Genomic DNA, 12,348 nt, shown 5'->3' with positions numbered 1-12,348 from the left:
GGGACAGTGCACTCAGCGGATGACGCTGGGCGACCACGCGTGGGCGATGAAAAGGGCCGCCTGGGAGCTTGGATCCGTACCCAACTTCCAAATGTTGCTGTCCCCTTCGACCGTGTCATCGGCCAACCCGTACAGCAGGTTCTCGTTGTCCAACCACTCGATCTGGTCATCGACGCTGCGCTTCTCGGACAGCACCGTTTCCTGTCCGGTGGCCAGGTCAAGAAGAGCGACCTTCCAATGCGCGGCCAGCGCCCCGCCGTCGTTCTTCTTGTACGCGATCCGCGTGCCGTCAGGCGAAAGCGACGGGCATTCCACATTGTCGTGGACGGCGGTCAGGGTCTTGGCTGAAAGGCTCCCGCGAACAAGCCAGATACGCCCGGAAGACGCCGCAGTGGCGTAGAAAACGTCACTCTGGCCAGGGGCGAAGGTAACTCCCCAAATGTTCCTGTCCGAGGCCGCCAGGCGCTCCCCGTTCACCATCAGGGCAAAGTCCTCGAGGTTTCCCGAACCGCCCGAAGGAAGGCTGATTTCGGTGGCCGTGGAGAACCCCGCTGTTGCGTAGGAGTGACCCGTGACGAACACCGTGGTGGCAATCATGGACCCGTCCGGGCTGATCCTGGTCCGGCTGGGTATCCCCGGGAGGGGCCAGGCCCGCTGCTGCTGCCAGTCCCGGTTGAGGACCACGGCTTCAAATGCCGTCACCAATCCCCTGTTCGTCTTGAGGCACACCACGCTGGAGGCCGTTCCGTAGACGCGGTCGCATTCCTGCTCACTGACCGCACGGGTTCCGTCCGGAGCTGACAAAGGAACTGTTGCGGCGTTCCCGTAGCCCTGCCCCGATGCCGTGTTCCGGAACACGACGAACGGCACCGCTGGAAGCGGCTGGCCCGCCTGGACTCCCACGGAGGGCGCTGCAGTCCGGCTCTGCTCGAAACGCTGGTACGCACCAACGGCGTAAACCCCGGCAGCCCCGAGCACGAGCGCCGTGACGGCCAAGAGGACACCCCAACGTACCTTTCCTCCGGCAAGCAGCCCGCTCATGCGTTGCCCGAAACAGGCTTCACACCCGGCAGGATAAACAGAACTGCCACTACCGCGCAGGCCAACAGGATCCCGGCCACCACCATGGCCGTGGACGCGCCCACGGCAAACCACAGCACCCCGAAACCCGCCGAAGCAAGCATTCGGCTCAGGGCCACCACGGTTTGCGCGGAGGCGATACCGGTGGCAAGCTTCCCCGGTGGCGTGAGCTGGCCTGCCAAGGCTGCCAGGACGCCATCCGTCGCCGCGTAGAAGGCACCCAGGAGGACAAGGCAACCCAGAGTCACCCAGAGTCCGCCGAAGGGAGCGGCCGCCATGAGATACGTGGCAAGCAGGGCGATATGTCCACCGACGAAGACCGGCACTTTGCCCACCCTGTCGGCCAACCGTCCCAGCGGAACCGCGAAGGCCAGGAACACCACATTGGTGCCTACGAACAGCAGGGGAAACCATTGAACCGCAAAGGAATCCCTGTCCTGCAACACCAGGTAGATGAAGCCATCCCCAATGGTCACTAGGCCCAACAGACCTGCGGCGATCAGCAACTTCCCCAAGCCGGGTTCCCTCAGGTGGCTCCAGGAGAACGCAAAGAGCCGCCGTCCTGCCCCTTCCTCCACACCCTTCAGCCCGCGGGCCCTCATGTCCGGCACGACGAGGGCCAGGACGGCCACACCGATCACTGCGAACGCGAGGGACACCACAAAAACCGTGCTGAAACCGTTCGGAATCATCAGCAACACGAAGAAGGCGATCAAAGGTCCGGCCGCGGCCCCGATATTGTCAAGCATCCTGTGAACGCCAAAGGAACGGGCCAGATGCTGAGGCTGGGCGGACACCGTGATGAGGGCATCGCGCGGGGCCGTGCGGATTCCCTTTCCGATCCGGTCTGCTGTCACGATTGCCGCTACCGCCCAGAAACCCCCGGCGAACAGGAAACCGATCCTGGCCACCATGGACAATCCGTAGCCGGCCAACGCGATCCGTTTGGGGTGGCCGCTGCGATCGGCAGCCCATCCGGCGGCAATTCTGACGATCGCACTGGCGCCCTGGTTGATGCCGTCAATGAAACCGAACGCGATGGTGGACAACCCCAGAAAGCCAGTCACATACAGCGGGAGAATCGCCGTGACCGATTCGGAGGACACATCCGTCACCATGCTCACGATGCCAAGCCACAAAATTACGGGGGACAAACGAAACGGCACTTCGCTCGATAGTGCCGTTCCCCCGCCTTGCGACTTGTCCCGTTTGCCGCCACTGCGATCCGAGAGAGAAATGTACATAGCCGCCCCTAGTCCGCCGTCGTGTGCAGGCTGCCCAAAAGCTGAAAGCGTGAGCTGCCGGTTCCCGTCGTCGACACCGAAACCGTCACGGTGTCTGTCCCCCGCACGAACCGGGCCGCCACCGCTCCGTCTGCGGCCGGCGCGTCCTCGGACCAGAATCCGTGGGCAACCAATGATTCCCGGAATGATCCCAGCACCTCAGACTGCGGCTTGGCGATGATGCCGTCGGCGGTGAGTTGCAGGACATCGCCGGACGTGGAGACGGAGGTCGAGCCAATAGTGGTCCCTGAGGGCAAGGACACCACCCCGGCGGGCCAGCCATCCACCAGCTCACCGTCCGCCGTGCCCGGTTGGGGCAGGGCACCCGTGATGAGCGGAGCTGGTGCTGATGGTTCGGGCAGCCCGGTGGGACTGGCAGTTACCGGTGGAAGCACTTCAAGCGGTTTGGCAGTGGCAGCACCGCCGTTCTCGCCGGCACCGCCACCCTGGCTGCCGCTGCCGTCGGTGCTGTTCCCGTCACCGTTCGACGCCGGGCTTCCCGACGTCGGAGCGCCGGCGCCGGCGCTGCTGGAGCCGGAGCTGCCCGGAGTCGGATTCGGGCTGGCCGAGGTTGACGTACCGGCGGAAGTGGCGCCTGGCTTTCCAGCCATTTGGTCAAGCACTATGGCGACGGCGGCGATCAGCACAGCCAGGCAAACACCCGCTATGACCAGCCGCCGCGCAATCATGGCTTTCCTGGTGTCTGTGCGCCCGTGGGCGCTGCGTGCGGCGTCCTGTCAGGAATGATCGCGGGTAGAACTGACGCCACCCACATTGTGGTGGCGTTGGACCTTGCGATGGCGATTCGAAGCGCCAAGCTTTTCATGGGGACAGTCTGCCATTGCGGTCCGGATTCCGGAACAGTTTTGGCCCTACCATCGTCCGTTCCGTGGCCGCGGTTGGCACACAGGGCACGTATAAGAGGAACGGTTCATGAATTGTTCCCTTTTAATGACACTGTTCAGGCCAATTGCCTCACAGCGTCCGCACAATTCGCCGGCCCGTCCGTAGGCATTAAGCGACCGCGCGAAATACCCGGAATCGCCGTTGACGTTCACATACAGAGAATCGAAGCTGGTCCCGCCGACAGCGAGGGCAGCGTTCATGACGTCTTTCGCGGCATCCACCAGGCGCTCGGCATCCCCGCGGCGCAGCGTATCCGTAGCCCGGGCGTAATGGAGGCGGGCGCGCCACAATGCCTCGTCCGCGTAAATGTTTCCGATTCCGGAAATGACGGATTGGTCCAGCAAGGCCCTCTTCAGCCCCGTCTTCCGGCTCTTGACCTTGCGGTAGAACGCGTCAAACGAAAAGTACGGATCCAGGGGATCCCTCGCGATGTGCGCCGCTTCTTCCGCGATCTCCGGCAGGGGCGTCTCGCCCAATCCACCAGGACCGTTGTCAGCCGTGGGTACCAGGGACGTGACGAACAGGCCTCCGAAAATACGTTGGTCCACGAACCTCAGCTGCTCAGGCATGCCGTCCACCGGGCTGAGGCTGATCCTCACTTTGAGGTGCTTCTCATCCGGCACGCCAGGGTCCTGCATGAGCAATTGGCCGCTCATTCCCAGATGCGCCATCAAGGCAACCTTGGGCAAGCTTCCAGTGCTGTTTTGGCCCACAGGGTCCATGGCCAACGGCATCCAGAGAAATTTGCCACGCCGGACGACATCCAGGACGGTGGCGTGCTCAAGGTTCCCGATGAAGTCTTCCGTGCCCAGGGCGTGCCTGCGGATGGAGCGCGGGTCCAGGACATCGACCCCAGTGATGGAGCGGCCCCGGACCCAACGGGCCAGGCCGCGGCGGACCACTTCTACTTCGGGAAGTTCAGGCATGCGTCAGGCGGAAGCGGGACCGGCAGGAGCTTGGTCCAAGGCAGAGAGGGCACGCCACGCGTCAGCGGCTGCTTCCTGTTCAGCTTCCTTCTTGGAATGACCCGAGCCACGGCCGTAAGGTGTTCCGCCGATGTTGAGCACGGCCTCGAAAGTGCGGGCGTGATCCGGACCGGAGCCTTCCACGGCATAGTGGATGGCCCCAAGCTGGCGGCTGGCCGTGAGCTCCTGGATGCTGGTCTTCCAGTCAGTCCCTGCGCCCAGTGCGCCGGCGTCCTTGAGCAACGGGCCCACGAGACGCATGACCAGCTGGCGGGCGGTCTCGATGTCGTTCGAGAGGTACGTGGCCCCGATCAGGGCTTCCATGGTGTCGGCCAGAATGGAGGCTTTGTTCTTGCCATCGGTCAGCTTTTCGCCTTGACCGAGGTAAATGAACTCGCCGATGCCGATTTCCCGACCAATTCCCGCCAAAGCACGCGTACTTACGACGGCGGAGCGTCGCTTGGCGAGCTCGCCTTCAGGAAGCGAGGGGTTCTCACGGTAGAGAGAATCAGTGACGGAGAATCCCAGGATGGAGTCGCCGAGGAACTCAAGGCGCTCGTTGGTGGGGATCCCACCGTTCTCATACGCGTATGAGCGATGTGTCAGAGCAAGACGAAGCGTCTCGGTGTCAATGGAGACACCGAGACGCTTCAGAAGCTCTTCAGTTGAAGACATCCTTAGTCAGCCTGTACGGCAGATTAGGCGTCTGCGACCTTGCGGCCCTTGTATTCAAGGAACAGCGCGGTGCCGGCGGAGTCGGTAACGACCTTAGCCTGGTGCGGCAGGCTGTAAGTAACCTGTCCGTTTTCAACGGTCTTGACCAGGGTGGGGGCAGTTGCCTTCCACTGGGCACGGCGGGCGCGTGTATTTGCGCGAGACATTTTCCGCTTGGGAACAGCCACGGCTATCTCATTTCTCTCTTAGACGAACACTTACTAATCGGTTTGCCGGTCAGTCTTAGCCATTTCAGCTAGGGCAGCCCAGCGAGGGTCAATGACCTCGTGGTGGTGCCCCGGCTCGTCTTCCAGGCGTGCTCCGCATTCGGAGCAAAGGCCCTGGCAGTCTTCCCGGCACACCGGCTGGAACGGCAGCATAGTGACAACTGCGTCCCGCAACACCGGCTCAAGATCGATTAGATCGTACTCGACTCGACGTTGCTCTTCATCGTCTTCTTCACCTGAAAGCTCAAGGCCTTCGTAGAAGAAAAGTTCTTGCACATTGACCTCAAGGTCATACGCAAGGGGATCCAGGCATCGACCGCATTCGCCGGTTACTTCGACGATCGCGGATCCGGATACCAGAATTCCTTCGTGTACGGCCTCAAGACGAAGATCCAGCTCGATATCCGAGCCTTCCTTTACGCCAATGAGCGCCACACCAAGGTCACTTGGCGCAGGTACATGCTCGTTGAGTGTCCGCATGGTCCCTGGACTGCGTCCAAGGTCCTTGACTACCAACGCCAAGGGCGAACTTGCATCTCGCTTAATGAGAACTCCTGTAGAACATATGACCGACGTACCATCTTAGCCTGATCACGGTTGAGGACTCAAACCGACGCCCGGGCGCACGTAAATGCACGGCGGATTCGGTTGGGGCGCTTTCCATGAAGGCGCGAGGTACCCATAAAGACTACCCCTTGCGGGGCGGTTCCGTTGCAGACTCACCCGCGAGAAGCCGCTTCAACACGGATTTAGGAACGAAATCGGAGATATCGCCGCCCAGCACGTTGACCTCTTTGATCAGGGTGGACGAAAGATGGACGTAATGGGCTTCCGCCGGCAAGAACACAGTTTCGACGCCGGCCAGCTGGCGGTTCATGGTGGCCATGGGCAGTTCGTAGTCGAAATCGGAGGACGAGCGTAGCCCCTTGACGATCGCCGAGATGCCCCTGTGACGGCAGTACTCGGCCAGCAATCCCTCACCCATGGGTTCCACGATGATGCCCCGCAACGATGCGAGGGTTTCGCGGGCCATCTCCATGCGGTCTTCCAAGCTGAAACGGTACTTCTTGGCGTAGTTGGTGGACACAGCCACGATGACCTCGTCGAACAACCCGGCCGCCCGGGCAATGACTTCAAGGTGTCCGTTGTGGATGGGGTCAAAGGATCCAGGGCATACCGCACGTCTCATGACACGAACCTACCCCATAGCTTTGCCGGGATACCATGGCTCACATGGCATCGGCAGGCAGCAGCGCACCAGCAAGTACCAACGTCGGCGGAAGCCCGGCACCCTGGCAACGGGCCGCCACTGGAGCCAACCTCCTCTCCCCGGACGGCCGATTGGGAGTGACCATCTTCGAGGAGATGACCACGTTGGCCATCTCCACTGGAGCAATAAACCTCGGGCAAGGGTTTCCCGATGAAGACGGGCCCGCAGAAATCAAGGCAGCAGCGCAATCGGCAATCGCCGCAGGGGCAAATCAGTACGCCCCGGGCAAGGGCATCCCTGCGCTCAGGGAAGCCGTCTCGACACACCAGCAACGCTTCTACGGACTGGCCCCCGATCCCGAGACTGAAATCCTGATCACCACCGGTGCCACGGAGGCCATCGCTGCCTCACTCCTGGCTTTCGTCCAACCGGGAGACGAAGTACTGACGTTCGAGCCCTTCTACGACTCGTATGGGGCCATCATCGGGATGGCAGGAGCAAAGCACGTCACGGCCCCCCTGTTGGCCCCGGATTTCCTGCCGGACCTCAGTGCCTTGGAAGGGGCCTTCAGCAGCCGGACCAGGGTTGTCCTCCTGAACAATCCGCATAACCCCACCGGCGCCGTCTTCCCTCAAGAGACCCTGGCGAAGATCGTGGAACTGGCCGCCAAATACGACGCCTTGATTGTTTCGGATGAAGTCTATGAACACCTGACGTTCGGCGTCCCGCACATCCCCATCGCCTCATTGCCGGGAGCTGCCGAGCGAACCCTGACAATCTCCTCCGCTGGAAAGACATTCTCCTTTACTGGTTGGAAGATCGGCTGGCTCAGTGGCCCGGAGCACTTGGTAGCCGCTGTCCGCACCGTGAAACAATTCCTCACCTACAGTTCGGGCACTCCCTTCCAAAGTGCCATTGCCGTGGGGCTGGCGCTTCCCGACGACTTTTACACCGGCATCGCTGAGACTCTGCGACACAAACGCGACATTCTTGCCCGGGGCCTGAGCGCTGCGGGATTCGGTGTGTACACACCGAGCGGTACGTACTTCATTAACGTGGACACTGCGCCCCTGGGCATCAGCGACTCAGTGGACCTCGCCAGACGCCTTCCCGGACTCGTCGGAGTCGCTGCCATTCCGGTCCCTGTCTTCTGCCACCCTGAAGGTGCCGAACGGACCCGCAGCCTTCTGCGCTTCGCTTTCTGCAAGAAAACGGACGTACTGGAAGAGGCCGCGGAAAGGCTCGCAACACTTAAGGACCGGCTCTGAACCCGATCAGCTCCGGCCAGCACAAGGCCAGCCGTTTCCTCCGCACCACGGGCCAGCACGCCACAATCGACGCCGACTCCCTGATCGAGGGCAGCTTCATCCTGAGCATCGGCGGCGCTGAGCAGTCACACGTGAACCTGGCGGACCCGGCCGATATCTTCTACGAGTACCTGCGCAGAATCGGGCATATTGTGGATCTGGCCGCAGAACCGGGCGTTCCCGTCAGTGTCCTGCATCTTGGCGCCGGAGCACTCACGCTGGCGCGGTACATCCAAGCAACACGACCCGGCTCGGAACAATACGCCGTTGAACTTGAGCGTGAACTTCTGGACTTCGTCCTCCAGAACCTCCCGATGCCTGAGGGCACCAGCCTGCACGCCCACATCGGCGACGCCCGCGACGCCTTGGCGGACCTCCCCGCCCAGGTGGGATTCGACGTCGTAATTCTCGATATCTTTTCCGGTCCGGAAGCACCCGCCCATATCGCCTGCCGCGAGTTCTATGAAGAAGCCGCGGCACGGCTGAACCCGGAGGGCGTGCTGATCGTCAATGTGGGGGACGAACCTGCGCTGACGCTCGTTCGTAGCCAGGTCGCCGCCCTGCGCCAAGCAATGCCGGACGTCGCCGCGTTCGCCGAAACGGGAATGTTCGCCGGCCGCTATCCGGGCAACATCATCCTGGCAGGAACGCGAAAGCCCTGGCCCGCGGAGTGGACCACGCAACTCCTGGCCCGCGGCCCGCATCCGGCGTCGGTCCTCACCGGCGTGGACCTTGACCGGATCAGCGGCTAGCCGCAACGCGGGTCAGACAGGTTCTGCGAACCACAGCTTGGTTTCGCCGTATTTCTTGTCGGCGAAACATTCCAGGCCTTCGGGCCACCCAGGCTCGGAACTTCGCGAACTCCGCTCCACCACCACCACAGCGGCGTCGTCCAGATGCGGCGCCAACTTGGCCAGCACGGAGCTAAGCGCCTCTTCTTCCAAGGGATAAGGCGGATCAAGGAACACCAGGTCCCACACGTCCTGCTCCCCGGCCCGCTCAAGGAATGACTCCACCTTGGACCGGTGGACGGAAACCTTCCTGCTGCCCAGGATCTGGTTCACCATGGTGGCGTTGCGCTGGCAAACCTCGCTTGCCTTGGCATCGAATTCCACCAAATCCACAGTCCGGGCACCCCGGCTGGCGCTCTCAAGCCCCAAGGATCCTGACCCGGCATAGAGATCCAAAACCCGGGCATCGCCAATGACAGCGAGGGACTCCAACCGGGAAAACAATGCTTCCTTGACCCGGTCCGTGGTGGGCCGCGTGGCCGTTCCTGGAACGCTGGTCAGCGGATTGCCACCGGCCGCTCCGGAGATGATGCGGCTCAATTTTTCATTCCGTTCGATGCGCCGGGCCTGCGTGGATCACTAACCGCGTTCAAGGAACGCCTCCTTTTCGGGGTTCAAGTACTCGTCTATTGCGGCCGCCAGAACCGGCTGGCGCTGCAGCGCCGGATCCTCGGCCACCAAACTTTGCGCATCCGTGCGTGCGCGGGCAATGATGTCCTCATGTTCCAGGACACGGAGCAGCTTCAGGGTTGAGCGTCCGCCGGATTGGGAGGCCCCCAGGATGTCGCCCTCCCGGCGCAGCTTCAAATCTTCCTGGGAAAGTTCGAAGCCGTCAGTTGTGGAGGCAACGGCCTCCAAGCGCCGACGACTCGGATGTCCCGGTTCCAGCGTAGTCACCAACAGGCACGTTCCCGGCAATCCGCCGCGACCCACCCGGCCCCGCAACTGGTGGAGCTGAGAAATCCCAAAGCGGTCGGCATCCAGGATCACCATCAGGGTTGCGTTGTGGACATCCACGCCCACCTCGATGACCGTGGTGGAAACCAGGACTTTGGTGTGGTTGGCTGCGAATGACGCCATGGTCTCGGTCTTCAGTTGCGGATCCTGCCGGCCATGAAGGGGCGCCACGGGTACGCCGGCCAGGGATGGCTCCTGCGACAGGCTTTCGACGACAGCGGTCACGGACGCAAGCTCCCGCGCAGGGCCTTCGTCCGCGAGGTCCGCCTCGCTTGGCTCAACCTCCCCTGGGCTGAAATCACCGTCGTCGTCTGAGCCAATCTTGGGGCACACCACATAAACCTGGTGACCCGACTCAACTTCCTCGCGTGACCGTTTCCAGATCCTGTCCGCCCATCCGGGGTTCTCCGCGAGCCCCACCACATGTGTGGAAATGGGGGCACGGCCCGCAGGAAGCTCATCAAGGATAGAGGTCTCAAGGTCTCCGAAGACCGTCATCGCCACTGTGCGGGGAATCGGGGTAGCCGTCATCACCAGCAGGTGGGGCGGCCGCTGAGCCTTGGCCCGCAGGGCATCACGCTGCTCCACTCCGAAGCGGTGCTGCTCATCCACCACGATCAATCCGAGGTCCTGGAAGCTGGTCTTGTCGCTCAGCAGGGCGTGGGTGCCGATCACTATTCCGGCGTTTCCCGAGGCAGCATCCAACATGGCCTGTTTCCTGGCCGCAGTCGGCATGGAGCCGGTCAGCAACGTCACTTGAACGGCCTTCTGCGCGGAGTCCCCGCCCAGCATGCCTGCGCCGCCGAACATGGGCTCGCGTGCCAGTGGGCCCAGAGTCCTGCGGATGGAGTCGAAATGCTGGGCCGCCAGAACCTCTGTAGGCGCCAAAAGTGCAGCCTGTCCCCCGGCGTCCACCACCTGCAACATGGCACGAAGAGCAACTATGGTCTTGCCCGACCCCACTTCTCCTTGCAGAAGCCTGTTCATGGGGTTGTCCCGCGCAAGTTCTTCCGCGAGCGTCTTTCCGACGGCGGATTGGCCGGCGGTCAGGGTGAACGGCAGGTTTTGGTCGAAACCGGTCAGCAGGCCTCCGGCAAGCGGGCGACGTGCGGTTGCTTCTTCAGCAGCGAGCTGCGCCCTGCGCCGGGCCAAGGCCGTCTGCAGGACCAGGGCCTCCTGGTAGCGGAAGCGTGCCTGGGCCCGCTGCCAGTCCTTGTTGGTCTCCGGTGAATGGATCAGGCGGTACGCCTCTGCCACGCTGAGCAACCCGTCCCTGCGCACTATCGTGCGTGGGAGGGGATCTTCCAGGGCGTCCAAGTCCATGGTCTGCAGCAGCGCTGAGATGACCTTATGAATGGACCAACTGGTCAGCTTCGCCGTTGCCGGATACACCGGGATGGGCATGGCTGCCAGCTTCTCCGGATCCATGGAACCTTCGGCTTCCGGGTCCTCATCCAGGAGCAGGAAGTCCGGGTTCGTCAGGCCCAGCGCGCCACCGTAGCGGCTCACCTTGCCCGAGAACATGGCCCGACGTCCTGGAAGGAGCTCCGCCTTGGCCCGGAAACCATTGAAGAAGCTGACTTTCAGTGTGCCTGCGGCGCTTCCTCCGACCTCGTCAGTCACCACGACATCGGTGATTGACCCACGTCGGGCACGCATTTGGCGCGAGGTGTTGGACAAGACACGGGCAATCAGCGTGACTTCTTCGTCCAGGGGGAGGTTGCTGATGGGCGTCAGTTCACCGCGGGTCAGGTAGCGTCGCGGAAAGTAGTTCAGCAGGGAGCCGGTGGTGCTCAGGCCGAGGTGCTTTTCAATGACGGCCGCAGACCTCTTGCCGATTCTGCGCTCGAGGGGCAGTTCCAGCTCAGTATTCATGCCGTGATTGGCCCGGAACGCTGCTGGATTCCTGGTTGTAGGCCGGCTCCTGCCGGGTATCGCGTGGCACTGCCAACTGGCTGACGGCTATGTCCGTGGGATCTCCCAGCGAGCGGATCAGGGCGACTGCGGGTTCGGGATCCGGGACATGGACGTGCACGCGCCAGCGGTAACTGGCTTCGACCGTGGATTCGTCGTCATCGTCCTGGCCGGTTGTGCCGCCCACTTGGCTCATGATCACGGAATCCCCCATCTCATCAAGGCGTTGCCGGAGGATGGCAGCGTTCAGGGGCGAGAGGCTGATAGTGCACATGACTTCCACGCCATCGTCCGCCGGCATGTGCTCATGGATGTGGGGATCCTGCAGCTTGTAGCCGTGAAGTCCGTCCAAGAGTTCATCCTGGAGCTCCTCGCCGAGGACAGCTGAGCGGAGGCAGTCCAGCACCAGCAACATGCCCACGCCGCCGGCGTCCACAACGTGCGCCTCATGCAGTTGCGCGAGCTCGTCCTCGGTGCGGACCACGGCTTGGAAGGCTGCTTCCACGACGGCGTCGAGGGAAAGACCGAGTGCGTGGTTGCTGTCATCGCCGTTTTGGGAGTCGTCTACGGCCTGGGCCGCCCGGGCCGCCGCTTCAAGGACCGAAAGCATGGTGCCGGAGACGGGGTCGCTCAAGGCAGACCAGGCCCTGATTTGCGCCCGGTTGAGCGCTGTGGCGAGGAGGGGGGCGCTGAGCCGCGCCTTGCCAACAAGCGGTTCAGCTGCGGCGCACAGGAAAACGGCGAAGAGAGTGCCCGAGTTGCCCCGCGCCTGCTCCATGGCTGCCTGCCCGGCACGGGACAGAAGCGCGCCGACATCGTTGCCCGGATCAGTGGGGGCGGGCGCGGTACCTCCCAGGGACGCCACGGCAGCCCGAACGGTGAGGTAGAGGTTGGTGCCGGTATCGCCGTCAGCTACGGGGAAGATGTTGATCGCGTTCAGGCGGTCGCTGTGGTTGCCGAGGACCACCTCCGCTTTGCTGAGCCAGCGCTTCAT

The 12,348-nt window shown here is 62.7% G+C and carries 13 protein-coding genes; 2 read left to right on the top strand and 11 right to left on the bottom strand.

The genetic code is table 11. From position 1 onward, the window contains the following. Window positions 1–12 precede the first annotated feature (12 nt). The 8 genes from ACFRJ9_RS17925 to coaD all read right to left on the bottom strand — a co-directional run bounded on the left by ACFRJ9_RS17925 (window position 13) and on the right by coaD (window position 6,364). A complete protein-coding gene (locus tag ACFRJ9_RS17925) occupies window positions 13–1,041 on the bottom strand; it encodes a TolB family protein (RefSeq protein WP_377670660.1) in 1,029 nt (342 codons plus the stop codon). Next, entirely contained in the window at window positions 1,038–2,246 is a 1,209-nt protein-coding gene (locus ACFRJ9_RS17920; protein WP_377670714.1) for an MFS transporter, read from the bottom strand. Before ACFRJ9_RS17920 ends, ACFRJ9_RS17925 begins: the two co-directional genes overlap by 4 nt. Window positions 2,247–2,332: 86 nt before the next feature. Continuing rightward, window positions 2,333–3,052 (bottom strand): hypothetical protein, encoded by a 720-nt coding sequence (locus ACFRJ9_RS17915; RefSeq protein WP_377670658.1) that lies wholly within the window; start codon window positions 3,050–3,052, stop codon window positions 2,333–2,335. Between the two features lie 183 nt (window positions 3,053–3,235). Then, complete coding sequence (mutM, locus tag ACFRJ9_RS17910) at window positions 3,236–4,195, bottom strand: bifunctional DNA-formamidopyrimidine glycosylase/DNA-(apurinic or apyrimidinic site) lyase (protein ID WP_377670656.1); 960 nt, start codon at window positions 4,193–4,195, stop codon at window positions 3,236–3,238. 3 nt (window positions 4,196–4,198) lie between these two features. Further along, complete coding sequence (rnc, locus tag ACFRJ9_RS17905; protein WP_377670654.1) at window positions 4,199–4,909, bottom strand: ribonuclease III; 711 nt, start codon at window positions 4,907–4,909, stop codon at window positions 4,199–4,201. Between the two features lie 23 nt (window positions 4,910–4,932). Continuing rightward, complete coding sequence (gene rpmF / locus ACFRJ9_RS17900; protein WP_377670652.1) at window positions 4,933–5,136, bottom strand: 50S ribosomal protein L32; 204 nt, start codon at window positions 5,134–5,136, stop codon at window positions 4,933–4,935. A 33-nt stretch (window positions 5,137–5,169) separates the two neighbouring features. Continuing rightward, on the bottom strand, window positions 5,170–5,697 hold the full coding sequence (locus tag ACFRJ9_RS17895; RefSeq protein WP_377670649.1) for a YceD family protein: 528 nt from the start codon (window positions 5,695–5,697) through the stop codon (window positions 5,170–5,172). A 166-nt stretch (window positions 5,698–5,863) separates the two neighbouring features. After that, the gene (gene coaD, locus ACFRJ9_RS17890; protein ID WP_377670646.1) at window positions 5,864–6,364 is read right to left on the bottom strand and encodes a pantetheine-phosphate adenylyltransferase; all 501 of its coding nucleotides are present in this window, start codon (window positions 6,362–6,364) and stop codon (window positions 5,864–5,866) included. A 35-nt stretch (window positions 6,365–6,399) separates the two neighbouring features. On the opposite strand from coaD, the gene ACFRJ9_RS17885 reads away from it, so the two are divergent. After that, a complete protein-coding gene (locus ACFRJ9_RS17885; protein WP_377670643.1) occupies window positions 6,400–7,653 on the top strand; it encodes an aminotransferase class I/II-fold pyridoxal phosphate-dependent enzyme in 1,254 nt (417 codons plus the stop codon). A gap of 131 nt (window positions 7,654–7,784) precedes the next feature. Continuing rightward, window positions 7,785–8,444, top strand: coding sequence for a spermidine synthase (locus ACFRJ9_RS17880; protein ID WP_377670641.1), 660 nt, complete (start codon window positions 7,785–7,787; stop codon window positions 8,442–8,444). A gap of 12 nt (window positions 8,445–8,456) precedes the next feature. Here the strand turns inward: ACFRJ9_RS17880 and rsmD are convergent, their stop codons facing one another. From rsmD to ACFRJ9_RS17865, 3 genes are read right to left on the bottom strand one after another with little or no spacing between them, the layout of a single operon-like run. Next, a complete protein-coding gene (gene rsmD, locus ACFRJ9_RS17875) occupies window positions 8,457–9,041 on the bottom strand; it encodes a 16S rRNA (guanine(966)-N(2))-methyltransferase RsmD (protein WP_377670712.1) in 585 nt (194 codons plus the stop codon). Window positions 9,042–9,062: 21 nt separating this feature from the next. After that, the gene (locus ACFRJ9_RS17870) at window positions 9,063–11,315 is read right to left on the bottom strand and encodes an ATP-dependent DNA helicase RecG (RefSeq protein WP_377670639.1); all 2,253 of its coding nucleotides are present in this window, start codon (window positions 11,313–11,315) and stop codon (window positions 9,063–9,065) included. Beyond that, the gene (locus ACFRJ9_RS17865) at window positions 11,305–12,348 is read right to left on the bottom strand and encodes a DAK2 domain-containing protein (protein WP_377670710.1); all 1,044 of its coding nucleotides are present in this window, start codon (window positions 12,346–12,348) and stop codon (window positions 11,305–11,307) included. The genes ACFRJ9_RS17870 and ACFRJ9_RS17865 overlap by 11 nt, the downstream gene beginning before the upstream one ends.

The organism is Paenarthrobacter sp. NPDC056912, from assembly GCF_042786555.1.
Lineage (GTDB): Bacteria > Actinomycetota > Actinomycetes > Actinomycetales > Micrococcaceae > Arthrobacter.
Note: the sequence above shows the minus strand (reverse complement) of the source record. Positions and strands in the feature narration are given on the sequence as shown.